Annotated in this window: 26 protein-coding genes and 2 other annotated features; all 26 genes read right to left on the reverse strand. The window is 40.3% G+C overall.

Annotation, left to right across the window (positions count from 1 at the left end; all coding sequences use genetic code 11):
- Positions 1 to 345, reverse strand: a 345-nt coding sequence (locus FB379_RS10700; protein ID WP_242009320.1) for a hypothetical protein, incomplete at its 3' end; no start/stop codon positions are given.
- A gap of 42 nt (positions 346 to 387) precedes the next feature.
- Complete coding sequence (rpoB, locus tag FB379_RS10705; RefSeq protein ID WP_063387150.1) at positions 388 to 3,966, reverse strand: DNA-directed RNA polymerase subunit beta; 3,579 nt, start codon at positions 3,964 to 3,966, stop codon at positions 388 to 390.
- Positions 3,967 to 4,220: 254 nt separating this feature from the next.
- Positions 4,221 to 4,823, reverse strand: a complete 603-nt coding sequence (locus FB379_RS10710) for a class I SAM-dependent methyltransferase (protein ID WP_066247918.1) — start codon at positions 4,821 to 4,823, stop codon at positions 4,221 to 4,223.
- Positions 4,824 to 4,927: 104 nt separating this feature from the next.
- Positions 4,928 to 5,293: a 50S ribosomal protein L7/L12 gene (gene rplL, locus FB379_RS10715; RefSeq protein WP_063387148.1), complete on the reverse strand. Its 366-nt coding sequence runs from the start codon at positions 5,291 to 5,293 to the stop codon at positions 4,928 to 4,930.
- Positions 5,294 to 5,347: 54 nt separating this feature from the next.
- Positions 5,348 to 5,848 (reverse strand): 50S ribosomal protein L10, encoded by a 501-nt coding sequence (rplJ, locus tag FB379_RS10720; RefSeq protein WP_063387147.1) that lies wholly within the window; start codon positions 5,846 to 5,848, stop codon positions 5,348 to 5,350.
- A 43-nt stretch (positions 5,849 to 5,891) separates the two neighbouring features.
- Positions 5,892 to 6,034, reverse strand: a sequence feature (ribosomal protein L10 leader region).
- Positions 6,035 to 6,089: 55 nt separating this feature from the next.
- Positions 6,090 to 6,788 carry a 50S ribosomal protein L1 gene (rplA, locus tag FB379_RS10725; protein WP_063387146.1) on the reverse strand — a complete coding sequence of 233 codons (699 nt, stop codon included), beginning with the start codon at positions 6,786 to 6,788 and terminating at the stop codon, positions 6,090 to 6,092.
- A 103-nt stretch (positions 6,789 to 6,891) separates the two neighbouring features.
- On the reverse strand, positions 6,892 to 7,317 hold the full coding sequence (gene rplK / locus FB379_RS10730; RefSeq protein WP_063387145.1) for a 50S ribosomal protein L11: 426 nt from the start codon (positions 7,315 to 7,317) through the stop codon (positions 6,892 to 6,894).
- A 180-nt stretch (positions 7,318 to 7,497) separates the two neighbouring features.
- Complete coding sequence (gene nusG / locus FB379_RS10735; protein ID WP_063387144.1) at positions 7,498 to 8,031, reverse strand: transcription termination/antitermination protein NusG; 534 nt, start codon at positions 8,029 to 8,031, stop codon at positions 7,498 to 7,500.
- Between the two features lie 116 nt (positions 8,032 to 8,147).
- Entirely contained in the window at positions 8,148 to 8,330 is a 183-nt protein-coding gene (gene secE, locus FB379_RS10740) for a preprotein translocase subunit SecE (RefSeq protein ID WP_063387143.1), read from the reverse strand.
- Between the two features lie 34 nt (positions 8,331 to 8,364).
- The gene (rpmG, locus tag FB379_RS10745) at positions 8,365 to 8,508 is read right to left on the reverse strand and encodes a 50S ribosomal protein L33 (protein ID WP_144597966.1); all 144 of its coding nucleotides are present in this window, start codon (positions 8,506 to 8,508) and stop codon (positions 8,365 to 8,367) included.
- Positions 8,509 to 8,571: 63 nt separating this feature from the next.
- Positions 8,572 to 9,225 carry an RNA polymerase sporulation sigma factor SigH gene (gene sigH, locus FB379_RS10750; RefSeq protein ID WP_063387142.1) on the reverse strand — a complete coding sequence of 218 codons (654 nt, stop codon included), beginning with the start codon at positions 9,223 to 9,225 and terminating at the stop codon, positions 8,572 to 8,574.
- Between the two features lie 79 nt (positions 9,226 to 9,304).
- Positions 9,305 to 9,820, reverse strand: a complete 516-nt coding sequence (locus tag FB379_RS10755) for an NYN domain-containing protein (protein WP_063387141.1) — start codon at positions 9,818 to 9,820, stop codon at positions 9,305 to 9,307.
- 3 nt (positions 9,821 to 9,823) lie between these two features.
- Positions 9,824 to 10,567 (reverse strand): 23S rRNA (guanosine(2251)-2'-O)-methyltransferase RlmB, encoded by a 744-nt coding sequence (gene rlmB / locus FB379_RS10760; protein WP_422386930.1) that lies wholly within the window; start codon positions 10,565 to 10,567, stop codon positions 9,824 to 9,826.
- Complete coding sequence (locus tag FB379_RS10765; protein ID WP_066247904.1) at positions 10,557 to 10,985, reverse strand: Mini-ribonuclease 3; 429 nt, start codon at positions 10,983 to 10,985, stop codon at positions 10,557 to 10,559. The genes rlmB and FB379_RS10765 overlap by 11 nt, the downstream gene beginning before the upstream one ends.
- A 2-nt stretch (positions 10,986 to 10,987) precedes the next feature.
- Complete coding sequence (gene cysS, locus FB379_RS10770) at positions 10,988 to 12,385, reverse strand: cysteine--tRNA ligase (RefSeq protein WP_144597968.1); 1,398 nt, start codon at positions 12,383 to 12,385, stop codon at positions 10,988 to 10,990.
- A complete protein-coding gene (cysE, locus tag FB379_RS10775) occupies positions 12,382 to 13,062 on the reverse strand; it encodes a serine O-acetyltransferase (protein ID WP_082829424.1) in 681 nt (226 codons plus the stop codon). The genes cysS and cysE overlap by 4 nt, the downstream gene beginning before the upstream one ends.
- A 35-nt stretch (positions 13,063 to 13,097) precedes the next feature.
- Positions 13,098 to 13,331 (reverse strand) — a binding site (T-box leader).
- A gap of 42 nt (positions 13,332 to 13,373) precedes the next feature.
- On the reverse strand, positions 13,374 to 14,834 hold the full coding sequence (gene gltX, locus FB379_RS10780) for a glutamate--tRNA ligase (RefSeq protein WP_063387136.1): 1,461 nt from the start codon (positions 14,832 to 14,834) through the stop codon (positions 13,374 to 13,376).
- Between the two features lie 71 nt (positions 14,835 to 14,905).
- A complete protein-coding gene (gene ispF / locus FB379_RS10785; protein ID WP_063387135.1) occupies positions 14,906 to 15,385 on the reverse strand; it encodes a 2-C-methyl-D-erythritol 2,4-cyclodiphosphate synthase in 480 nt (159 codons plus the stop codon).
- A complete protein-coding gene (gene ispD / locus FB379_RS10790) occupies positions 15,382 to 16,074 on the reverse strand; it encodes a 2-C-methyl-D-erythritol 4-phosphate cytidylyltransferase (protein WP_063387134.1) in 693 nt (230 codons plus the stop codon). The genes ispF and ispD overlap by 4 nt, the downstream gene beginning before the upstream one ends.
- Positions 16,075 to 16,089: 15 nt before the next feature.
- Positions 16,090 to 17,184 (reverse strand): PIN/TRAM domain-containing protein, encoded by a 1,095-nt coding sequence (locus FB379_RS10795; protein ID WP_063387133.1) that lies wholly within the window; start codon positions 17,182 to 17,184, stop codon positions 16,090 to 16,092.
- A 99-nt stretch (positions 17,185 to 17,283) separates the two neighbouring features.
- Entirely contained in the window at positions 17,284 to 18,345 is a 1,062-nt protein-coding gene (gene disA, locus FB379_RS10800; protein WP_144597969.1) for a DNA integrity scanning diadenylate cyclase DisA, read from the reverse strand.
- A gap of 3 nt (positions 18,346 to 18,348) precedes the next feature.
- On the reverse strand, positions 18,349 to 19,725 hold the full coding sequence (gene radA / locus FB379_RS10805) for a DNA repair protein RadA (RefSeq protein ID WP_144597970.1): 1,377 nt from the start codon (positions 19,723 to 19,725) through the stop codon (positions 18,349 to 18,351).
- An 83-nt stretch (positions 19,726 to 19,808) separates the two neighbouring features.
- Positions 19,809 to 22,244, reverse strand: coding sequence for an ATP-dependent protease ATP-binding subunit ClpC (clpC, locus tag FB379_RS10810; RefSeq protein ID WP_063387130.1), 2,436 nt, complete (start codon positions 22,242 to 22,244; stop codon positions 19,809 to 19,811).
- Positions 22,241 to 23,329 carry a protein-arginine kinase McsB gene (locus FB379_RS10815; RefSeq protein WP_063387129.1) on the reverse strand — a complete coding sequence of 363 codons (1,089 nt, stop codon included), beginning with the start codon at positions 23,327 to 23,329 and terminating at the stop codon, positions 22,241 to 22,243. The genes clpC and FB379_RS10815 overlap by 4 nt, the downstream gene beginning before the upstream one ends.
- A 1-nt stretch (position 23,330) precedes the next feature.
- Entirely contained in the window at positions 23,331 to 23,879 is a 549-nt protein-coding gene (locus FB379_RS10820; protein ID WP_063387128.1) for a protein-arginine kinase activator protein McsA, read from the reverse strand.
- 14 nt (positions 23,880 to 23,893) lie between these two features.
- A complete protein-coding gene (locus tag FB379_RS10825; RefSeq protein ID WP_063387474.1) occupies positions 23,894 to 24,355 on the reverse strand; it encodes a CtsR family transcriptional regulator in 462 nt (153 codons plus the stop codon).
- Positions 24,356 to 24,565: the final 210 nt, after the last annotated feature.

Here is a 24,565-nt window from a genome sequence, read left to right on the forward strand (position 1 = left end):
TCCCATACGGCTTGGAATCCCTTTGAAATACCAAATATGAGAGACAGGAGCAGCAAGTTCGATATGCCCCATTCTCTCCCGACGCACTTTTGCTCGCGTAACCTCAACACCGCATCGATCGCATACTACGCCTTTATAGCGAACCCGTTTATATTTTCCGCAGTGGCATTCCCAATCTTTTGTCGGACCGAATATACGTTCACAAAACAAACCGTCTTTTTCAGGCTTTAAAGTACGATAGTTGATCGTTTCTGGTTTTTTCACTTCACCATATGACCATGAACGAATTTTATCAGGTGAAGCAAGACCGATGTGCATATACTCAAAATTATTTACATCCAGCAAGGGGCCTACCTCCCTTTTTATCTTCCGTAGCAAAAAATTCCTTTACTCTTTGGCAACTGCATCTTTTTCTTCTTTATCAACAATTTCCTCTTCGATTGTATCAGTCGTTAAAGAGAGGCCATCTGACTGGGTGGAATTTACCTCATCTTCCAATTCTCTCATTTCGATTTCTTGTTCATCGCTTGAGAGAATTTTAACATCCAGTCCTAAGCTTTGAAGCTCCTTAATTAATACTTTGAAAGATTCAGGAACTCCAGGTTCAGGCACATTTTCGCCTTTTACGATTGCCTCGTATGTTTTTACACGACCGACAACATCGTCTGATTTTACAGTAAGGATTTCTTGCAATGTATATGCTGCTCCATAGGCTTCTAAAGCCCAAACCTCCATTTCTCCGAACCGCTGTCCACCGAACTGTGCTTTACCGCCGAGCGGTTGCTGTGTAACAAGCGAGTATGGACCTGTGGAACGAGCATGCAGTTTATCGTCAACCATGTGCGCCAGTTTGATCATATACATGATTCCGACAGACACGCGATTATCGAAAGGTTCCCCAGTGCGGCCGTCGTAAAGGACCGTTTTCGCATCACGGGCCATCCCAGCTTCTTCAATTGTTGACCATACATCTTCTTCTGTCGCACCATCGAATACCGGAGTTGCAACATGAATGCCCAGCTTCTTAGCCGCCATTCCTAGGTGCAATTCCAATACTTGCCCGATGTTCATCCGGGAAGGTACTCCTAATGGATTTAACATGATGTCAACTGGTGTTCCATCCGGCAAAAACGGCATGTCCTCCTCAGGAAGAATTCGGGAAATAACCCCTTTGTTTCCATGGCGGCCTGCCATTTTATCCCCTTCAGAGATTTTACGCTTCTGTACAATGTATACACGCACCAGCTGGTTGACACCTGGAGGCAGTTCATCTCCGTCTTCACGGTTAAACACTTTTACATCAAGAACAATACCTCCGCCCCCATGCGGAACACGAAGTGATGTATCACGAACCTCACGTGCTTTTTCTCCAAAAATAGCGTGCAATAATCGTTCTTCAGCAGTCAGTTCTGTAACTCCTTTTGGCGTTACTTTCCCAACAAGCAAGTCGCCGTCTTTAACTTCTGCCCCAATGCGGACAATGCCTCGTTCATCCAAGTTGCGAAGAGCGTCTTCTCCGACATTTGGAATATCACGAGTGATTTCTTCCGGACCCAATTTTGTATCACGGGATTCAGACTCATATTCTTCAATATGGATGGAAGTATAGACGTCTTCTTTTACAAGACGCTCGCTCATGATGATGGCATCTTCATAGTTATATCCATCCCATGTCATAAAGGCGACAAGTACATTTCGGCCTAAAGCAAGCTCTCCCTTTTCCATGGAAGGACCGTCAGCTAAAATTTCGCCTTTCTCGACTTCGTCTCCAACAGATACAATTGGGCGCTGATTGTAGCACATTCCTTGGTTGGAACGGACGAATTTCAACAATTTGTACTCGTCGAGATCACCTTTAACCTTTTGACCGTCCACTTCTTCATAACGGCGAACTAAAATTCTGTTGGCTTCAACTCGTTCGACAACGCCTGCGTGCTTGCAGATGACAGCTGCTCCAGAGTCTCTAGCCGATACATACTCCATTCCGGTACCAACAATAGGCGCTTCTGGTTGAAGCAAAGGAACAGCTTGGCGCTGCATGTTTGCACCCATTAATGCACGGTTGGAGTCATCGTTTTCCAAGAACGGGATACAAGCTGTTGCTGCTGATACAACTTGCTTAGGCGAAACGTCCATGTAGTCGACACGGTCTTTTTTCACCACTATGTTTTCCCCGCGGAAACGGGCAACAATATTATCTTCTAAAAACGTTCCATCCTCTGCTACTGGCACGTTAGCCTGAGCAACAACATAGTTATCTTCTTCGTCAGCTGTCAAATAGTCAATTCGGTCTGTTACCTTCCCTGTTTCAGGGTCAACTCTTCTATACGGCGTTTCAATAAAACCGAAACGGTTTACTTTTGCATATGTTGATAATGAGTTAATCAATCCGATATTTGGACCTTCAGGCGTTTCAATTGGACACATGCGTCCATAATGGGAATAATGGACGTCGCGAACTTCAAAGCCTGCTCGTTCACGTGTGAGTCCGCCAGGTCCCAATGCAGATAAACGGCGCTTATGCGTCAGTTCTGCAAGAGGATTGGTTTGATCCATGAATTGGGACAATTGGGAGCTACCAAAAAATTCTTTAATGGCCGCAATTACTGGACGGATGTTGATTAATTGCTGCGGAGTAATCGTATTGGCATCCTGAATGGACATTCTCTCCCTCACAACACGCTCCATCCGTGAAAGTCCGATTCGAAACTGGTTTTGCAAAAGCTCCCCTACCGAACGAAGACGGCGGTTTCCTAAATGGTCAATATCATCTGTATTTCCTACTCCATATAGCAAATTAAAGAAGTAGCTGATGGACGCAATAATGTCTGCTGGCGTAATGTTTTTTACACTTTCATCAATGTTTGCGTTGCCAACAACGTTGAGAATTTTTTCTCCATCCGGATCGTTTGGAGCATAAATTTTAATAGATTGGTACGTGATGTCTTCATCAACTACTCCACCATCAGGAGTGAATTTTTTAAACCCTATTCCTTTTTCAAGGTAAGGCAAAATTTTATCCAGCGTTCTTCTATCAATAATAGTTCCTTTTTCAGCAATGATTTCTCCAGTTTCAGGGTCGACTAGAGTTTCTGCTAATCGTTGATTAAAGAGTCGGTTTTTGATATGAAGTTTCTTGTTAATTTTATATCTGCCGACACTTGCTAAATCATATCTTTTTGGATCAAAGAAACGGGAGATCAATAAGCTTTTTGCATTTTCAACTGTTGGCGGTTCACCAGGACGCAGGCGTTCGTAAATTTCAAGAAGCGCCTTTTCTGGGCTTTCGGTATTGTCTTTATCCAACGTATTTCTTAAATATTCATTTTCTCCGAACACATCGATGATTTCTTGATCAGAGCCAAACCCAAGGGCACGTAAAAGAACCGTAACTGGTAATTTGCGAGTGCGATCAATGCGGACATATATAACATCTTTTGCATCTGTTTCGTACTCTAACCAAGCGCCACGGTTTGGAATGACGGTAGCTGTAAAGCCCTTCTTACCGTTTTTATCAATTTTGTCGCTGTAGTAAACACTAGGTGAACGGACTAATTGGGAAACAATTACTCGTTCTGCACCATTGATCACAAATGTGCCGGTTTCCGTCATAAGCGGAAAATCGCCCATAAATACATCTTGATCTTTCACTTCGCCTGTTTCTTTATTAATTAGGCGCACTTTTACCCGCAGCGGGGCAGAATAAGTAACATCGCGTTCTTTTGCTTCTTCAACGGAGTATTTCGGTTCACCTAAGCTGTAGTCAATAAACTCAAGCGAGAGGTTACCAGTGAAATCTTCGATAGGAGATATGTCTTGAAACATTTCACGAAGACCCTCATCAAGAAACCACTGATACGAAGAGGTTTGGATTTCAATAAGATTAGGTAATTCCAACACTTCTTTAATACGCGCATAACTTCTGCGTTGGCGGTGTCGTCCGTACTGAACTAGTTGACTTGTCAACTGAGTCACCCCTCAAATCAGCATAATAATATCTTGTAAATAGCATTCCATGTTTTATATAATAAAATAAATACTATTACAAGTAAAAAGAAAAAGGATTTTCTTTATGAAAAAAGAAAACCACTGCGCAGAAATAGTTGATTTTATTATTTTTTCCTTAATGGATTGGTTCTATACATCCAAGAAAAAATTTAGCTACAAATGGAAATTAATATATTGGCATTTTATAATGTTAACATATCCTGGATTGCAGGTCAATCTTTTTTTGCTTTAAAAATATAATAGCCTTTTTTTCTCTCTGCCACTTCTACCGAACGAAACAGAGTCTCCAGCTTTTGTTTAGCGGAAGGAGCCCCCTGCTTTTTTTGGATAACGATCCAAAGCTCTCCATGGTCTTTTAAATGATCAAAGCTTTTTTCAAATATATGATGGACGACTTGTTTTCCAGCCCGAATGGGAGGGTTTGCTAAAATAGCAGCATACCATTTCCCTTCCAGATTTTCAAACAAATTGCTTTGAAACACACGGACATTTTGAATGTTGTTTATTCGAGCATTCAGTTCCGCAAGTTCGATTGCCCTTTCATTTATATCGATCATATCAATCATTCTATCGGGTTCCGATTTTGCAATTGACAATCCGATCGGTCCGTATCCGCAGCCTACATCCAAAATATCTCCTGGAATTTCGGGAGCAGCGAAAGTTTCAATTAATAGCTGCGTTCCAAAATCAACCTCCCGTTTTGAAAAAACTCCGCGGTCGGTCATGAACGCAAATGGATGATTTCTCAACGTGCACTCAATTTTTCTCCTATTGCTTTCCACTTCCGGTTTTTCCGAAAAATAATGTTCGCTCATTTTCTGCACCCCTTTTTTAGGAGTATTTTCTACGGGCAGAAATTCATACATAAAAGAAAAGCCCGCCAATGAATCAGCGAGCTTTTCTATTTATTTAACAGCTTTTACTTAACTTCAACTTCTGCTCCAACTTCTTCAAGTTTTGCTTTAAGTTCTTCAGCTTCTTCTTTAGATACGCCTTCTTTTAATGGTTTTGGAGTGTTGTCAACTAATTCTTTTGCTTCTTTTAAGCCAAGGCCAGTGATTTCACGAACAACTTTGATAACTTTAATTTTTTGTGCACCTGCATTAGCAAGAATAACATCGAATTCAGTTTTTTCTGCAGCAGCTTCACCGCCGCCAGCGCCACCAACCACAGCAACAGGAGCAGCAGCAGTTACGCCAAATTCTTCTTCGATTGCTTTTACTAAGTCGTTAAGTTCAAGAACAGTCATTTCTTTTATCGCTTCAATAATTTGTTCTTTTGTCATTTGTTTTTCCTCCTTATGTTTTAAATTGCTAATAGTTTAATACGAAAATTTGCTTTAAGCGCCTTGCTCTTCTTTTTGATCTGCAACTGCTTTTGTTGCAAGTGCAAAGTTGCGAATAGGAGCTTGCAGTACAGAAAGCAACATAGAAAGCAAGCCTTCGCGAGATGGAAGGTCAGCAATCGCTTTAATTTCATCAACTGTTGCAACATTGCCTTCGATGACGCCAGCTTTAATCTCAAGCGCTTCATGCTCTTTTGCAAAATCATTCAAAATTTTAGCAGGCGCCACGACATCTTCAGTGCTAAATGCGATAGCGTTTGGACCAGTCAGCACTTCTTCTAATCCAGAAATTTCTGCTTGTTCAACAGCACGGCGAGTTAACGTATTTTTGTAAACCTTGAACTCTATATTTGCTTCACGAAGTCTTTTGCGCAATTCCGTTACTTCCGCTACATTAAGACCGCGGTAATCTACGATAACAGTAGAGACGCTTTCACGGAATTTGGCTGCAATTTCTTCAACGATCTGTTTCTTCTTTTCAATTGCGCTGCTCATTTGTTTACACCTCCTGCAAATTGAAAATGAACACTTATACCGCCGGTGAAATGAAATACCTCCATGCCCGCAGACATGGAGGTATCGTACAAATAAGCAAACGTTCCGCTTAATCTATATCATACACCTCGGTAGGATATTAAGCCTTTCGGCACCTACTGTCTACGGTATAAATGAATTCTATTTAATTACACAACATTTTTATTTTACTAAAATACACCCTGCTTGTCAAACCGGTTTATTATTTCACGACAAAGCTGGAAGGATCTACTTTAATTCCAGGGCCCATTGTAGACGTTACAGAAACGTTTTTCATGTAAGTGCCTTTTGCCGCTGCCGGTTTTGCTTTTAATAGCGCGTCGTAGATTGTTGTAAAGTTTTCAACTAATTTTTCACTGTCAAAAGAAGTTTTTCCGATTGGAACATGAACGTTCCCAGCTTTATCTACACGGTATTCAACTTTACCAGCTTTAATTTCTTTGACAGCTTTTTCAACTTCAAATGTTACCGTTCCTGTTTTAGGGTTCGGCATTAAACCTTTAGGACCTAAAATACGTCCAAGTTTACCGACTTCACCCATCATATCAGGGGTAGCCACAACAACATCGAAGTCAAACCAGCCTTGTTGAATTTTATTGATGTAGTCGCTGTCGCCGACATAATCCGCACCAGCAGCTTCCGCTTCTTTTGCTTTTTCCCCTTTAGCGAATACTAATACACGTTGTGTTTTACCTGTACCGTTCGGCAGCACAACAGCCCCGCGGATTTGCTGATCGTTTTTACGAGGATCAACGCCAAGGCGGAATGCAACTTCAACTGTCGCATCAAAGTTTGCGATATTCGTTTTCTTTACTAATTCAATTGCTTCTTTTACGTCATAAGCTTTTGAACGATCAACAAGCTTTGCAGCTTCTAAATATTTTTTACCTCTTTTTGCCATATCATTTTCCTCCTTATGTGGTTTTAGCGGAATAACCTCCCACGAATAAAGGTTGCGAACTTGAATAAACAAACTCGCAACCTACTACACCAATGCATATTGATTAGTCTTCGATCACAATGCCCATGCTTCGGGCTGTGCCTTCAACCATACGCATTGCTGCTTCAACGCTAGCTGCATTTAAGTCAGGCATTTTCGTTTCGGCAATTTCGCGAACTTTATCGCGTTTAATTGTTGCCACTTTATTACGATTCGGTTCACCAGAACCTGATTCAATTCCAGCTGCTTTTTTCAAAAGAACGGCAGCAGGCGGAGTTTTCGTAATAAATGTAAATGAACGGTCTTCAAATACCGTAATTTCAACAGGAATAATTAAGCCAGCTTGATCAGCCGTGCGAGCGTTGAACTCTTTACAGAATCCCATGATATTAACCCCAGCTTGACCGAGAGCAGGTCCTACTGGCGGCGCAGGATTAGCTTTACCTGCAGGAATCTGCAATTTCACAATTTTAATCACTTTTTTAGCCACGAGACACACCTCCTTAAGTCCGTGATGTGGTAATAGGGTAAAACCCTCCCACTCATGCAACATCCTTCTTTATATGAATGAGAGAAAGATTAATGCATCATTCAGTCTCTTTCAGAGACATATCGACTTAAGAAATATTACCATTTTTAATTAATGATTTCAAGTTTGTTTTTCTACATTTTACAATTTGGAAACTTGGGAAAAATCTAGTTCAACTGGTGTTTCACGCCCAAACATATTGACGAGAACTTTGACTTTTTTTCTATCTGTATCGATTTCTTCGATAACGCCTGTGAAATTAGCAAACGGGCCGTCATTTACTTTTACCGTTTCTTTTAATTCAAAATCAACTTCCACCCGAGCCTCTTCTATTCCCATGCGTTTGAAAATTGCCTGTACTTCTTCCGGCAAAAGCGGAGTTGGTTTAGATCCAGACCCTGCAGAGCCGACGAATCCGGTAACTCCGGGAGTGTTGCGAACCACATACCATGAATCATCCGTCATGATGAGCTCTACTAAAACATACCCAGGGAAAACCTTTTTTTTCGTCACTTTTTTCTTTCCGCTTTTCATATCCATTTCTTCTTCTTCAGGGACGATCACACGAAAAATTTTGTCCTGCATGCCCATTGACTCTACGCGTTTTTCTAAATTCGCTTTTACTTTATTTTCATAGCCGGAATATGTATGCACAACATACCAGTTCTTTTCCATATCAGAGGACCTTGTCCTTCCCTCCCCATTTCATTTTTAGGCAATGAAAAAACCCGTTTACCGGGTTTACTGACGGACTTATGAATAATATCTATTATATCATGGATAAAAGGCTTTTATTCAAGAATAAGCCTTAATAACTCAGAAATTCCTAAGTCGACAATAGCAAAAAATATAGCAAAAAAGGCTACCGTTGTAATGACCGTAATCGTATAGCGAACCAATTCCTTTCTTTTCGGCCAGCTGACCTTTTTCATTTCTTTTACGACATCTCGAAAAAATCCAGTCAAGCGCTGCATTTGTTTACCTCCAGAAATCCAAGAATCGTGCAATTTACTTTGTTTCCCGATGAGTGGTATGAGCTTGGCACGTTTTACAAAACTTTTTGATTTCCATCCGTTCTTCGGTCGCCTTTTTCATCGTTGAATAATTTCGGCTGCCGCATTGAGAACAAGCTAGAACTATTTTTTTACTCATATTACACCTACCGATACTTACTCTATTAAACAGTAACATAATGGCAATTTTTATGTCAATGAGTTATGAAGTAAATTCCCTCAGCTCTAAGTATCTTTCTAGCTTTCTTTTCACCCGCTGCAAGGCATTGTCAATAGATTTCACATGCCTGTTTAATTCTTCTGAAATTTCTAAATAGGAACGGCCTTCCAAATAAAGGGACAACACTTTCCGTTCAAGATCAGATAATATTTCCCCCATTTTCAATTCTATATCATCAAACTTTTCCTGGTTAATGATGAGTTCTTCTGGGTCCATTACTTTTGCTCCAGATATTACATCCATCAGTGTGCGATCTGACTCTTCATCATAAATGGGTTTATCCAATGAAACATACGAGTTTAGAGGAATATGTTTTTGACGGGTAGCAGTTTTAATGGCAGTAATCATTTGGCGGGTAATGCACAACTCAGCAAAAGCCTTAAAGGAGGTAAGCTTGTCCTCTTTAAAGTCACGAATCGCTTTATATAATCCAATCATCCCCTCTTGAATTATATCCTCACGATCCGCCCCGATGAGGAAGTAGGATCTTGCCTTGGCCCGCACAAAGTTCCGGTATTTTGTGATCAAGAAATCCAATGCAGCGCTGTCGCCTTTGTGGACGAGCTCTACAATTTGTTCATCTTCAAGCTTCTGCAATTTTTTTATTTTTTCCCCCTTGTTGTCTTGAACACTCATGCAAATCACCCCGACCGCGCATACAATTATTAGAAATATTATACTGCAAGATTTCCATAAACGTCAACTTATGTCAAAATTACGATAAATCTCCTCTTCTCCATTTTTCGAACCTTTCGGCAACTTCATAAGAAAGGCGAATCTTCGAAGCGGGGCGCTCGCCCTGAATTTGCTGAATTTTTTTTCGAATGCTTTCTTCAATAGACACCACTTCGTTATATAGCTCGCGCGCCGATTTTCTCAAAGCTCCCTGGGAAAAAATCGTCCATTGTTCTATATAGTCGGACGTTGCTACATAAATTTTCGTCTTAATATTTTTTAATGTTTTGGCCAGCTTTTCAATCCGTTCATCAGCGGTTTCATTTTCTCTCGTGAAAATAATTTCCACGCGATTATCCAAATATTTTTTTTCAATTCCTTTCACTAAATGAGCATCAAAAACGACAATCACCTTCATCCCTGTGTATGCTTGATATTCGGCCATCTTGTTGATCAGGATCTTCCTTGCATCCTCCAAATTGTTTTCATCTTTTAATTTTTGCAGATCAGGCCAAGCACCAATAATGTTGTATCCATCGACTAATAAAATATCCATTGGTTACTCTCCTGATGGCCGCCGTTTACGAAAAACTTCATACATTAATAGACTGGCAGCAACGGAGGCGTTCAAAGAAGTAACATGACCAACCATCGGGATTTTCACAAGGAAGTCGCACTTTTCTTTTACTAAGCGGCTGATTCCTTTCCCTTCACTGCCGATTACTAATGCAACGGGCAGTTTCCCGTCAATTGTCCGATAATCGTCTTCCCCTTTTGCATCAGTGCCGTAAATCCATATACCTCTGTTTTTCAGCTCGTCAATCGTGCGTGCCAAGTTTGTCACGCGGACTACGGGAACATATTCAATTGCTCCCGTTGACGTTTTTGCCACTACATTGGTTAAACCGACCGCTCGGTTCTTTGGAATAATAATGCCGTGTACTCCAGCAGCATCAGCTGTTCTCATAATCGACCCGAGATTAGCTGGATTTTCAATTTCATCTAGAATCAGAAAAAAGGGCGCTTCCCCGCATTCGTCAGACAATTTGAACAAATCTTCAAAATCCGTATACTTATATGCAGCAACTTGCGCAATGACTCCTTGGTGGCTGCCCGAAACGATCTGATCGAGCTTTTTCTTTGGAACGAATTGAACTGCTACCCCTTTATTTTTCGCCAGCATTATAATTTGCTGCGCTTGTTTAGTATATGAATTTTCCGCAATAAACACTTTGTTAATATCCCTGTTCGATTTCAATGCTTCGATAACCGAATTCTTCCCGTATATATATTCATCCGCCACGTTCAACTCCCCCTTTCTCGTATGTTGCAGCGATTGCAGCATCTATGACGTTGTTTAGCCGATCTTGATCACCTGTTAAAAAAAGATAGCCGATTAAAGATTCGAAAGCCGTGCTGTATCGGTATGTTTGTACATCGGTATTTTTCGGCACCGTGTTTGATTTGGCATTTCGCCCTCTTTTCATTATTTCCAGCTCTTCTTCATTGAAAAAGCCGTTGTCAGTTAATGTTTTTAAAATCGCTGCCTGCGCTTTGGCCGAAACAAACGACTTCGCCAATTTATGAAGCTGGCCCGGTTTGACAGTTCCTTTTGATAACAGATGATGCCTGACAAATACTTCATATACAGCATCGCCCATATATGCTAAAACAAGACCATTAAGCTGCCGTGCTTCTTTTATTTTTTCAAGCTCAATCATATTTATCCTCTTTTCCACCTTGTTCCTTGAGGCGTATCTTCCAATATAATGTTCATTTCCTTGAGCTGATCTCGAATTTTGTCGGCTAAAGCAAAATTTCTTTCTTTTCTAGCTTGATTTCGCTCGTTTATCAGCCTTTCAATGTCTTCGTCCAGCAGCTCTTGAACATCAAATGTCAAACCTAATACATCGCCAAATTCATTAAATAGCTGCAAAAATGTCTTAATTACTTTTTCGGAGGTGTTTTTTCTTTCCAAATAATAGTTTGCATTTTTCACTAAATCGAAAATGACAGATATAGCATTCGCCGTATTGAAATCGTCGTCCATTTCATGAATAAATTCCTTCTTTAGCCGGCTGATTTCTTCCAGCCATTTTTCATCATCATCAGTGAGATTCGCACTACTTTCCAGCCGATGCTTTAAATTGATATATGAGGTGCGGATTCTTTCCAATCCGTTTTTTGTACTATCCAAAAGTTCTTTCGAATAATTGATAGGATGTCGGTAGTGTACAGACAGCATAAAAAATCGAAATACTTGTGGGTCATACTGCTTTAAAACGTCTTGAACAAGAATAAAATTTCCGAGTGATTTAGACATCTTCTCATTGTTGATATTAATATAACCGTTATGCATCCAATATTTCGCAAAAGGTTTGCCGGTAAGCGCTTCGGATTGTGCGATCTCATTTTCATGATGCGGAAAAGTTAAATCTTGGCCGCCTGCATGAATATCAATTGTATCCCCTAAATATTTTCTTGCCATTGCGGAGCATTCAATATGCCAGCCAGGACGTCCTTTTCCCCAAGGGCTATCCCATGAAATTTCCCCTTCTTTTGCTGCTTTCCAAAGTGCAAAATCAAGCGGATCTCTCTTTTTTTCGCCAATTTGTATTCTGGCACCGGCATGAAGCTCATCTATTGATTGATGCGAAAGCTTTCCGTATTCCTTAAAATACCGTGTTTTATAATACACATCTCCGTCGACTTCATAGGCATAATTTTTGTCAATGAGAGCTTGGATGAATTCAATGATTGTCTCCATATTTTCCGTTACACGAGGATGAACATCCGCTCTTTTGCATCCCAGTGCATCAATATCAGAAAAATAGGCCTTAATAAATCGTTCTGCAATTTCCGGAACCGTTTCGCCCAAATCATTTGCAGCTTTAATCAATTTATCATCCACATCGGTAAAATTCGACACATATTTCACATCGTACCCTCTGTACTCCAAATATCGACGAACTGTATCATATACAATGGCTGGTCTAGCATTTCCGATGTGAATATAGTTGTAAACGGTAGGACCGCAAACATACATCTTTACCTTGTTGTCCTCTAAAGGAATAAATTCTTCCTTTTTCCTGGATAATGTATTATAAATTTTGATACTCATTGAACGCCCTCCTTTTTTTTCAGATTATCTAATTCTGCCTTTAATTTTCCTATTTCTTTTTCAAGCTCTTTTAATTTATCTGAAATAGGATCCGGCAAATCTCTATGATTTAAATCTTTTCTCACCTTTTTCCCGTTTTGCACAACAACTCTCCCCGGAATGCCTACAACAGTCGAATTATCCGGAACATCGCGCAAAACGACGGAACCTGCGCCAATTTTCGAGTTTTCTCCAATCGTAATAGATCCTAATACCTTCGCGCCAGCTGCAATGAGAACATTATTTTTGATGGTAGGATGCCGTTTCCCCTTTTCTTTACCTGTTCCGCCTAATGTAACTCCTTGATATACAGTAACATTATCGCCAATTTCACAAGTCTCGCCAATAACGACACCCATGCCATGATCGATGAAAAAACGACGACCGATTTTGGCACCAGGGTGGATTTCAATTCCCGTGAAAAAGCGGCTTATTTGCGAAATGACCCTGGCGATAAAGTATAATTTCCGTTTGTAAAACGCATGCGCCAACCGATGAGCCCATATGGCGTGAAGGCCTGAATAAGTTAAGATCACTTCTAAATAAGATCTCGCAGCAGGGTCTTGGTCAAAAACGACTTCCACATCTTCTTTTAATATTTTCCACATATTTTTCTCCCTCCCATAAAAAGTAATCATAATACCCTACTGAAAAAGAAATGCGCCTCTGTAGATACAGAGACGCAAATAAGCGCGGTTCCACTCTGTTTAGGGAAAAGTATAGCTTTTCTTTTCCCTCAACTTTAACTCTTATAACGGTGAGTCTCCGCTTTTGTCTACTCCCGCTGGTTTCGACAAAAGACTCGAAGGGGCATTTCAGAAAGCGCGTGCTTAAACCTCTTTCAGCCAAAGGAGGTTCTCTCTGAAAAGCCGTTTGCTTTCTTACTTCTCCTTCTCAACGTTTTTCCGTCATCTGTTCATCAATACTATATTACAATTTTTTTAAAAAGTTAATCTAGTGCTTTTTCCAGCCTTGTGATAATCTTTTCTTTTCCTAAGAGCTCAAGGGCAAGCGGCAGCTCAGGACCGTGTGTCTGCCCGGTCGTCGCAACGCGAATCGGCATGAACAATTTTTTCCCCTTTTGACCTGTCGCCTTTTGAACTGACTTAATCGCTTTTTTGATTTCATCTGCTTTGAAATCTTGAATTGCTTTCACTTCTTCCAAAAATGCGCTTAACACGGAAGGAACTTGTTCTTCTTGAAGCACAAGCTTTCCTTCTTCATCGATCTCTATCTCTTCCTTAAAAAACATTTCGCTTAATTCGACAATTTCTGCACCGTAGCTCATTTGCTCTTGATACAGGGAAATGAGACGTTGCACCCAATCTCTTTCATCTTCTGACATATTTTCACTGATGCGCCCGGCTTTTACAAGGTGGGGCAGCGAAAGGTCGACTACTTTTTCGAGATCAAGCTTTTTCATGTACTGATTGTTCATCCATTTTAATTTCAGTGTATCGAAAACAGCAGGTGATTTTGATAATCGGTTTGGATCAAAAATTTTAATAAACTCTTCTTTGCTGAAAATCTCTTCTTCCCCAACAGGAGACCATCCTAACAAACCGATAAAATTAAAGAGCGCTTCAGGCAAATACCCTAATTCAGCATATTGTTCAATAAATTGAATGATGCTCTCATCACGCTTGCTTAATTTTTTTCTGTTTTCATTGACGATTAACGTCATATGACCAAAAACAGGCGGCTCCCATCCAAAAGCTTCATAAATCATCATTTGCTTCGGTGTATTGGAGATATGGTCTTCTCCGCGCAACACATGACTGATTTCCATTAAATGATCGTCGACGGCGACGGCAAAATTATAAGTCGGTGTTCCGTCTTTTTTCACGATGACAAAATCCCCAAAATCATCGGACTCAAAAGAAATATCTCCTTTTACGATATCGTTCCATTTATATATTTTTCCTTTTGGAACCCGGAAACGAATGCTTGGTTTCCGTCCTTCTTTTTCGAGTGCCTCTTGCTGTTCTTTAGAAAGGTGCGCGCATTTCCCTGAATATCTTGGCATTTCACCGCGATCGATTTGCGCTTGACGCTCGTTTTCAAGCTCCTCTTCCGTACAATAACATTTATACGCCAAGTCTCTTTCCAAGAGCTCTTCATAATATTTTTTATAAATGCTTGTCCGCTCCGATTGTCGATAAGGACCGTAATCTCCGCCCTTGTCTATGCTTTCGTCCCAATCAATTCCAAGCCATTTTAAATAAAAAAGCTGGCTTTGTTCTCCTCCTTCGATATTCCGCTTTTGATCGGTATCTTCAATTCGGATAATAAATTTCCCATTTTGGCTTCTAGCGAACAAATAATTAAATAATGCAGTGCGTGCGTTTCCAATATGTAAATGCCCCGTCGGACTCGGTGCATAGCGAACCCGTATTCCGTTGTCAGCCATATTTTGTCCCTCCAATAATCAAACCGTAATTCTTTAAAATATTGTACCACCAAACCATTGATGTTCAAAGATTACTTTTTCTTTTGCAATAAAACGATTGACTGTGCAGCGATTCCTTCCCCGCGTCCTGTAAACCCAAGCTCCTCCGTCGTCGTTGCTTTAACATTCACTTGGTCAAGTTCAGCCTCCAAGAGCTCCGCAATTCTAGTACGCATTTGATGGATGTAAGGCGCCATTTTTGGTTTTTGAGCAATAATTGTACAATCCGCATTGCCTAATATATAGCCTTTCTCCTTTACCAAGTTCCATACCTCTTGAAGCAATTTCGCCGAGTCAATATCTTTATATGCAGGATCCGTATCAGGAAAATGCTTGCCGATATCTCCTTCTCCAATCGCTCCCAAGCAGGCATCTGTCAATGCATGAAGAAGAACATCAGCATCAGAATGTCCAAGCAATCCTTTTTCATAAGGAATGTTGACTCCACCGATCACAAGCGGTTTTCCTTCCACAAGCTGATGAACATCAAAACCTTGTCCAATCCGAATCATTCCCTTTCCCCTCTTTCACTCTCTAAAATCGCACGGGCAAAAATCAAATCTTCAGGGGTTGTAAGCTTTATATTTGAATAATCCCCATGTACAATACAAACTTTTTCGCCAATTCTTTCTACAAGACTTGCATCGTCTGTTCCTACAAATTGATCCCTATTGGCCGCTTCATGAGCTTTTAATACGATGGAAAGACGAAAAGCTTGTGGCGTTTGAACTGCCCACAAGCTAGAACGTTCAACAGTATCAATGACTTCCATATTGCGAACCCTTTTCACAGTATCCTTTACAGGAACGGCTACGACCGCTGCGCCCTCTAAATGAGCCTTTTCAACAAGCTGATGAATGGTTTCCCTGCGAATGAAAGGCCTTGCACCGTCGTGAATTAATATTATACCATCTTCTTCAACAGCTTTTAACCCGTTGTAAACACTATATTGGCGTTCCTGTCCTCCGGGAACTAGTTTTTGCACTTTTTTTATTTTATATTTTTTCAGTAAAGAAAGAAATTCTTCACGCTCTTTCTCGTTTATGACTAGAACAATTTCGGTGCATTGAGGATCTTTTTCAAACACCATTAAAGTATGAACAATCACAGGTAAAGAATTAAGTTTGATAAACTGTTTATTTTTTCCTGCCCTCATTCTTTTCCCTTGCCCTGCAGCTGGTATGACAACCCGATATTCCATCTTCTTTCTCCCTTATTACAATGCTTTTTCCAGCAGCTTTGGCTTTGCAAAAATCATTCGTCCGGCAGATGTTTGAAGAACGCTTGTAACGAGAATATCAATATTTTTCCCGATATAGTCCCTTCCGTCCTCGACAACAATCATCGTGCCATCATCAAGATAAGCAACACCTTGGTTATGCTCTTTTCCATCCTTAATTACTTGGACATTTAACTCTTCCCCTGGTAGTACAATCGGTTTTACCGCATTGGCTAAATCGTTGATGTTCAAAACAGAGACGTTTTGGAGCTCACATACTTTATTTAAATTGAAATCGTTTGTGACCACAACGCCTTGAATGATTTTTGCCAGTTTTACAAGCTTGCTGTCGACTTCTTGTATATCTTCGAAGTCGCCTTCCCATATTTCCACTTTAATGTCCAGCTCTTTTTGGATTTTATTTAAAATATCCAGACCTCTTCTTCCTCGATTTCTTTTTAGCACATCTGAAGAATCCGCTATATGCTGAAGTTCCTCCAACACAAATTGAGGAATAATAATGGTCCCTTCTAAAAAACCTGTTTGACAAATATCTGCAATCCTGCCATCTATAATAACACTTGTATCTAATATTTTTAAGCTTTTCTTTTCAACATTTTCCTCTTCTTCTTGAGAGGCTTTCTTCTTGCTGATTCTTGCTGTAATCGAAAACAAGTTCAACAGTTCGTCGCGCTTTTTATATCCGATTTGAAAACCTAAATATCCTAAAATTATGGTTAAAAAGATCGGAACAATGTTATTGATAATTGGGTATGGAAGTTCAGATAATGAAATTCCAATTAAATAAGCAATAATCAGACCAAAAATTAATCCTAAACTGCCAAATAATACATCCGTAACCGGAGCTTTCACTAATTTCTCTTCTATAAATTTTATCCAATTCACCACATAATCCACTAGCCAGAAGGAGGTTATATAAAATAAAATTGCACCTAATATCGCCAATGTATATGGTGTCATCAGAAATGGAACATCATCAAGATTTAAGAGAAATAATAATTCCGGTATAAACAAAACACCTAACGTTCCGCCAACAAAAAAGAAAAATATTTGAACAATTCGTTTTAACATACCTCCACCTCCTTTATTTCATTATATACACTTTCAAACCTTTCAAACATCTAAAAACAAGGATTGTAAAAATATTGATAAATTACTGTAAAGGATGTGTTAGAGCTCCCTTGCAATGTTATACTGATCTTGGAGGCGCCTTAATCCTTCCTTAATTTTCCTCGCCCTAACTTCACCTATTCCTTCCACTTCATCAAGCTTTTCTACGGTAGCATTTGCAATTTGTTTCAAATTTTCAAAGGTTGTCACTAAATTTTCAATAATAACGGAAGGAAGCTTTGGTATTTTATGCAAAAACCGGTAACCTCGAGGAACAACAGGTTCATTCATATTGGTAAAATGGGGATATCCGAGCAGCTTCAATAAAACCGCATCATCCAATAATGCTGAGCTGGACAATTCTTGCAGCTGCTTTAATACAGGAATAGGATCATTCAGCCGCTCCATGCTGTAATCTTTGATAAGCAGAGCCGCTTCTTTTTCAATATCTGCTAAAAGCTCGGTCATCTGAAGCTGAATCAGCTGCCCTTCTGTACCGAGTTCGTAAATATAATTAATAATTTCACTCTTAATTCGCAGCACCATTTCTATTCTATGTAAAACTTGGATCACTTCATCGATCGTGACTAAATCTTCAAACTCTAAAGATCCTAAATTATTAATGGATTGGTCAGTGGCAGATTTATACTTTTCCAACGTCCGCAAAGCTTGATTGGCCTTCGTCAAAATGACGCCGATATCCCTCAAAGCATAGCGGGAATTGCCAAAATATAATGTGACGACATTTCTTCTTTCAGAAATAGCAATTACGAGATTTCCTGTTTGCTTTGCTACTCGTTCAGCTGTTCTATGCCTCATGCCTGTTTCTCTTACCTCTATGCTCGTATCCGGAACGAGCTGTGCGTTTGCGTATAAAATTTTTTGCCCTGAGTCGCTTAAAATAATGGCTCCATCCATTTTAGCTAGTTCATATAAATAGGCGGGGGAAAAAGGGCAATTGATATAAAATCCCCCGTCTACAATTTGTTTGATTTTTTCGTTATATCCTACAACAATTAGCCCCCCGGTCTTTGCGCGTAGCACGTTTTCAATTCCTTCCCGGATTGGTGTGCCTGGGGCTACAAATTGCAAGATTTCCTTAAACGATTTTTCTTGTTTCATAGCTTATCCCCCTATTGCAAGTTCGAGCGCTTCTGAAATGTTTTGCACACCGACAATTTCTATATCTTCCGGCCATTTCCAACCGCCCAGATTGGCTTTCGGTAAAAAAATCCGCTTAAATCCCAGTTTGGCAGCTTCTTGTACACGCTGTTCAATTCGTGAAACCCTTCTAATTTCTCCTGTTAAACCAACCTCACCTACAAAAACATCATAAATGTTCGTCGGAACATCTTTAAAGCTTGAAGCTATACTGATGCAAATTGCCAAGTCAATTGAAGGCTCGTCTAATTTCACCCCGCCGGCAACTTTTAAGTAGGCATCTTGGTTTTGGAGCAATAAACCAACACGTTTTTCCAATACCGCCATCAACAAAGAAACACGATTATGATCAATCCCATTTGCCATCCTTCTTGGGTTTCCAAAGCTTGTCGGGGTGATTAAAGCTTGTATTTCGACTAGAACAGGTCTTGTCCCTTCCATGGAAGCGACTACTGTTGAACCAGATGCCCCTTTTGCACGCTCTTCTAAAAACACTTCTGACGGGTTGAGCACTTCTTTAAGACCTGTTTCCTTCATTTCAAAAATTCCTATTTCGTTAGTGGATCCGAACCTGTTTTTAACTGCCCGTAAAATTCGGTACGTATGGTGTCGATCACCTTCAAAATACAATACAGTATCAACCATATGTTCTAAAATGCGCGGCCCTGCAATTGTGCCGTCTTTTGTTACATGACCGACAATAAAAATCGGAATTCCTTTTGTCTTTGCCAATCTCATTAATTCAGCCGTACATTCTCGAACCTGAGATACGCTACCAGGAGCAGAAGCAATTTCACTGTTATAAATCGTTTGAATGGAATCAATGATGACAAAAGCCGGTTCAGTTTCCATTATGGATTGAATGATGATTTCTAAGTCCGTTTCAGAAAGCACGAATAGTCTTTCGCCTTTTACCCCGAGTCGGTCGGAGCGAAGTTTTGTCTGTTTTAAAGATTCTTCTCCCGAAATGTATAAAACATCGTTCCCTCTCTCTGCCAGCTGTGAGGAGACTTGCAATAAGAGAGTGGATTTTCCAATTCCAGGATCCCCTCCAATTAAAACGAGAGACCCTTTTACAATTCCGCCTCCCAATACGCGGTTAAACTCATGAAGTCCTGTAAGCATTCTAGGTTCTTGCGCAGCTTGGATTTGATGAATTGGAGAAGGTTTGCTGACAGTGGATGATTCGGAATGACTAAAAGCAATGCGGTGTTTTCCCTTTGGCTTGATAACTTCTTCAACCATTGAATTCCATTCGCCGCACCCTGGACATTTTCCCATCCATTTCGGCGATTCATATCCGCACGATTGACAAATAAATTTTGATTTGATCTTTGACATTCGGTTATTCCCCACTTTGTTCAATCGATAAACGACAATATAATGAAAGAGAGGGGCATACGTGAAGCAGTATGCCCATTGGATTATTGAACCTTTTCTGCAGTTTTTACGACAAATTCATTATTTTGCACGTCCAATACAACTTTTTGACCTTGCGAGATCGTGCCTTTCAATAATTCCTCTGATAAGCGATCTTCGACATATTTTTGAATCGCTCTCCGCAACGGACGCGCTCCATATTCTAAGTCAAAGCCCTCTTCAGCCAGCTTTTCTTTTGCACGATCCGTTAATTCGAGTTCTATATCCTGTTCTTTTAATCGTTTTGTCAGCTGATCCGCCATCAGCGAAACAATTTCTTTCAAATGTTTTTTCTCTAAAGAGTGGAACACAATAATTTCGTCAATCCGGTTCAAAAATTCAGGACGAAATGCTTTTTTCAGTTCATCCATCACTTTGTTTTTCATATCTTTATAATTTTCATTTTCGTCTTGAACATTAAAGCCGACATATTTATTCCGTTTTAATTCGCTTGCCCCTACATTTGAAGTCATAATTAAAATCGTATTTCGAAAATCAACGGTGCGCCCTTTTGAGTCTGTGAGTCTTCCGTCTTCAAGCACCTGCAGCAAAATGTTAAACACATCTGGATGAGCTTTTTCAATTTCATCCAATAATACGACTGAGTATGGCTTGCGGCGCACTTTTTCCGTCAATTGTCCTCCCTCTTCATAGCCTACATATCCAGGAGGCGAACCAACGAGCCTTGACGTAGAATGCTTCTCCATATATTCTGACATATCGATTCGAATCATAGCATCTTCGTCACCAAACATTGCTTCAGCTAATGCACGGGCTAATTCCGTTTTCCCTACACCTGTCGGTCCTAAGAAGATAAATGAACCGATCGGACGCTTCGGATCTTTTAAGCCTGCACGTGCCCGTCTGACAGCTTTTGCGACTGCAGTGACAGCTTCTTCTTGACCAATAACGCGCGAGTGTAAAATTTCTTCGAGATTCAAAAGCCGCTCTGATTCTGTTTGGGCAAGTTTAACAACCGGAATTCCCGTCCAGCTTGAAACAACCATTGCAATATCCTCTACGGTCACTTCAGAATTTTCTTGACCTTGTTTTTCCTTCCATGATTTTTTCGTTTCCTCTAATTCCTCTCTGAGCCGCTGCTCTGTATCTCTTAATGAAGCTGCTTTTTCAAATTCTTGGCTTTGGACTGCAGCTTCTTTTTCTTTTCGCACTTCTTCTAATTTTTGCTCCAATTCCTTTAAATTCGGAGGTGTTGCAAATGAACGAAGACGGACTTTGGAGCCTGCTTCATCAATCAAGTCAATCGCTTTATCAGGCAGGAACCGATCGGAAATATACCGATCTGAAAGTTTAACAGCAGCTTCAATCGCCTCATCGGAAATGGATACCCGGTGGTGTGCTTCATATCGGTCTCTTAAGCCTCTTAAAATTTGAATGCTCTCTTCAATGGACGGTTCGTCGACTTGGATTGGCTGGAAGCGCCGTTCAAGTGCAGCATCCTTTTCAATATATTTACGGTATTCATCCAAAGTTGTTGCCCCAATACATTGCAATTCTCCCCGAGCCAAAGCAGGTTTTAAAATGTTGGAAGCATCAATTGCACCTTCCGCCCCGCCTGCGCCGATCAGTGTATGAAGCTCGTCAATAAATAAAATGATGTTTCCTGCTTGGCGAATTTCATCCATTACCTTTTTAAGGCGGTCCTCAAATTCCCCTCTATATTTTGTGCCAGCTACAACTGTTCCCATATCAAGGGTCATAACGCGCTTATCTCTCAAAATTTCAGGAACCTCATTATTCACAATTTGCTGAGCAAGTCCCTCTGCTATGGCAGTTTTCCCAACACCAGGTTCACCTATTAAAACAGGATTATTTTTTGTTCTTCGGCTCAAAACCTCGATGACACGCTGAATTTCTTTGCTTCGGCCGATGACTGGATCAAGTCCGCCCTCCCGTGCAACAGCCGTTAAGTCCCGCGCAAGACTATCAAGCGTCGGAGTATTTGCGTTTGTCATCGAACTTCCTTGGTGGCTTGAGGATACTTCATTGCTGCCTAACAACTGTAAAACTTGCTGACGCGCTTTGTTCAAGCTTACTCCGAGATTGTTTAAAACACGCGCAGCAACTCCCTCGCCTTCTCGAATTAATCCCAATAGGATATGTTCTGTTCCGACATAAGAATGTCCTAATTTTCTTGCTTCATCCATTGACAGTTCAATGACTTTCTTTGCTCTCGGTGTGTAATGGATCGTTTGCGAAATTTCTTGCCCCCGTCCTATCAGGCTTTCCACTTCATTTTGGATTTTTTCTGGACTTAATCCTAGAGCGTGAAGCGCTTTAGCGGCAATTCCTTCTCCTTCGCGCACGAGCCCAAGCAATATGTGCTCTGTGCCGATATTGTTATGTCCGAGGCGTACAGCTTCTTCCTGCGCTAAAGCAAGCACTTTTTGCGCCCGTTCCGTAAATCTCCCAAACATCATTGTTCATCATCCTCCCTTTGCTTCCTTTCTAATTGAAGCCTTTCACGAATTAATGTTGCCCTGCGAATATCCCGTTCATTCGGCCGTAGAACTCCTCCTGAATATTGTTGCAGAAATCCGGGCTGAATTAAAATCATAAGCTCATTTAAAACACTGCGTGGAACATTTTGAATAATTCCCAGGTCAATTCCTAAGCGCACATCTGATAAACATTGAATTGCTTCTTTCGATGGAATAATCCTGCTGTATTTGAGAGTGCCGTAGGAACGATATACACGGTCTTCTAGATGATGCGGATTCGTTTTATATAAAGCATCTCTTGCAGCCCGTTCTTGAGCAATTAATTGCCCGACAACACCTATTAAATCATCGACAATATCGTCTTCTGATTTGCCTAGCGTAATTTGGTTCGAAATTTGGAATATATTACCTATCGCTTCACTTCCTTCTCCATACCGACCTCTCACAACCAATCCTAATTGATTGATAGCAGGTATAATTTGGTTAATCTGCTGTGTTAAGACAAGTCCTGGAAGGTGCATCATCACGGAAGCCCGCAAGCCGGTACCAACATTTGTTGGACAGCTAGTTAAGTAGCCCCTATGTTCATCAAATGCATAATCTACTTTTTCCTCAATCCAATCGTCAAGATTCATTGCCATTTTCAACGCTTCTTTTAGCTGAAGGCCCGGGAACAAACATTGAATTCTAATATGATCCTCCTCGTTTATCATGATGCTCACTTCTTCGTTTTCAGATAAAAGGCACCCTCCAAGTGCTGATTCTTCCATTAAATAAGGACTAATCAAATGCTTCTCTACAAGTACGCGTTTTTGAATAGGCTGAAGTTCATTCATTTTCAGCAGCACGAATGTCCCTAAACCGTCAAACACTCTTTGTGAAAATGATTCTTCAAATGTATTTAAAACAGCCAAGGCTTCTTCATTCGACATAATGGTAGGGAAGCTGATATTTTCTATATTTCGCGCCAATCTGACTCGGCTGCTCAGCACAATATCGGAATCAGGTCCTTCTTGATTCATCCAAGGGCTCATGGCTGAACGAATAAATTTTTGAAAGGACATGTCATACTCCCCTTTCGTTCCGTCCATTTATCTTCGCTTCAATGGACCGAATTTCATCCCGAACTTGAGCTGCTCTTTCGAATTCCTCTTTCGCAATTAATTCTTGCAGTTCCTGTTTAAGCATTTTCAGGCGCTTTTTCAAATGAATACTTCCACCGGTCCGTTTCGGTACTTTACCGCCGTGAGTTGTATTCCCGCCATGAACACGTTTTAAAATCGGGGTAATTTGGTGATAAAACGTTTTGTAACAATGGGAGCACCCGAATTTACCAATTTTCGTAAATTGATCAAACGTCATATTACATTTCTCACATTGAATGACCTGATTTTTCTTGAAAACATTTTGCCCTTGGCTGCTAATGGCGCTGTCCATATTTAATAATCCGGACAATAAGTTGTTTATAGAAAAGCCTGGATTCATATTGAATATGAATACATCACTTTTTTCCTGTGCACATTTTTCACATATATGCACTTCAGTCTTTTCGCCGTTGATGATTTTTGTAAAGTGGAAAGTAGCGGGCCTTTCATGACATTCTTGACAAATCATCGTCCATCACATCCTCACTTGTATTTTAACGAGGTGAGCATCGCCTTCATCATCCTTGCCCTCAATTCGTCTCGATCAGGCAAATCAATATATAAAACAGACCGATCAATTACGCTCAACATAATTTTCGCTTCTCTTTCTGAAATAACCTCTTCATCAGCCAATCTCAAAATAATATCCTCCGCCGACGATTGTGACAGCCTTTTACCAATGGCATTTAAAATTTGATTGATCAGCTGGATACGGTCATTGATTCGAATTTTCATAATTCGGATATAACCGCCTCCACCCCTTTTGCTTTCGACAATGTAACCCCGTTCAATTGTAAAACGAGTGTTGATCACGTAATTGATTTGCGATGGAACACATTGAAATTTATCCGCAATTTCACTTCTTTTAATTTCAACAATTTCTTTTCCGCTTGAATCTAATACATGCTTTAAATATTGCTCGATAATATCAGATATATTCCGCACCTCGAAAAACACCTCCTTCAACTTTTTGATTGGAATTGCAAAACGCTCAAGAAATGTGCAATATCCTTGAGGGATAGGAGGCAAGATGTTTACGTAATGCTTATTTCCTAAACGATAACAACTAGTCACTTGACTTTGACTATATTTGACCTTAATTATAATATAAATTTTTTTTTGTGTCATTTCAACAAAAAAGCTCACTAATAATAT

The organism is Aeribacillus composti, from assembly GCF_007827555.1.
GTDB classification, from domain to species: domain Bacteria; phylum Bacillota; class Bacilli; order Bacillales; family Aeribacillaceae; genus Aeribacillus; species Aeribacillus composti.

Bases quoted from the DNA above. Each gene is read 5' to 3' on its own strand.
- FB379_RS10710 (WP_066247918.1), bottom strand. From the start codon at position 4,823: ATGAGCGAACATTATTTTTCGGAAAAACCGGAAGTGGAAAGCAATAGG.
- rplL (WP_063387148.1), bottom strand. From the start codon at position 5,293: ATGACAAAAGAACAAATTATTGAAGCGATAAAAGAAATGACTGTTCTT.
- rplJ (WP_063387147.1), bottom strand. From the start codon at position 5,848: ATGAGCAGCGCAATTGAAAAGAAGAAACAGATCGTTGAAGAAATTGCA.
- rplA (WP_063387146.1), bottom strand. From the start codon at position 6,788: ATGGCAAAAAGAGGTAAAAAATATTTAGAAGCTGCAAAGCTTGTTGAT.
- nusG (WP_063387144.1), bottom strand. From the start codon at position 8,031: ATGGAAAAGAACTGGTATGTTGTGCATACATATTCCGGCTATGAAAAT.
- secE (WP_063387143.1), bottom strand. From the start codon at position 8,330: ATGCAGCGCTTGACTGGATTTTTTCGAGATGTCGTAAAAGAAATGAAA.
- rpmG (WP_144597966.1), bottom strand. From the start codon at position 8,508: ATGAGTAAAAAAATAGTTCTAGCTTGTTCTCAATGCGGCAGCCGAAAT.
- sigH (WP_063387142.1), bottom strand. From the start codon at position 9,225: ATGAGTGTTCAAGACAACAAGGGGGAAAAAATAAAAAAATTGCAGAAG.
- FB379_RS10755 (WP_063387141.1), bottom strand. From the start codon at position 9,820: ATGGATATTTTATTAGTCGATGGATACAACATTATTGGTGCTTGGCCT.
- FB379_RS10765 (WP_066247904.1), bottom strand. From the start codon at position 10,985: ATGATTGAGCTTGAAAAAATAAAAGAAGCACGGCAGCTTAATGGTCTT.
- cysS (WP_144597968.1), bottom strand. From the start codon at position 12,385: ATGAGTATCAAAATTTATAATACATTATCCAGGAAAAAGGAAGAATTT.
- cysE (WP_082829424.1), bottom strand. From the start codon at position 13,062: ATGATTACTTTTTATGGGAGGGAGAAAAATATGTGGAAAATATTAAAA.
- gltX (WP_063387136.1), bottom strand. From the start codon at position 14,834: ATGGCTGACAACGGAATACGGGTTCGCTATGCACCGAGTCCGACGGGG.
- ispF (WP_063387135.1), bottom strand. From the start codon at position 15,385: ATGATTCGGATTGGACAAGGTTTTGATGTTCATCAGCTTGTGGAAGGA.
- ispD (WP_063387134.1), bottom strand. From the start codon at position 16,074: ATGGAATATCGGGTTGTCATACCAGCTGCAGGGCAAGGGAAAAGAATG.
- FB379_RS10795 (WP_063387133.1), bottom strand. From the start codon at position 17,184: ATGTTAAAACGAATTGTTCAAATATTTTTCTTTTTTGTTGGCGGAACG.
- disA (WP_144597969.1), bottom strand. From the start codon at position 18,345: ATGAAACAAGAAAAATCGTTTAAGGAAATCTTGCAATTTGTAGCCCCA.
- radA (WP_144597970.1), bottom strand. From the start codon at position 19,725: ATGTCAAAGATCAAATCAAAATTTATTTGTCAATCGTGCGGATATGAA.
- clpC (WP_063387130.1), bottom strand. From the start codon at position 22,244: ATGATGTTTGGGAGATTTACGGAACGGGCGCAAAAAGTGCTTGCTTTA.
- FB379_RS10815 (WP_063387129.1), bottom strand. From the start codon at position 23,329: ATGTCCTTTCAAAAATTTATTCGTTCAGCCATGAGCCCTTGGATGAAT.
- FB379_RS10820 (WP_063387128.1), bottom strand. From the start codon at position 23,879: ATGATTTGTCAAGAATGTCATGAAAGGCCCGCTACTTTCCACTTTACA.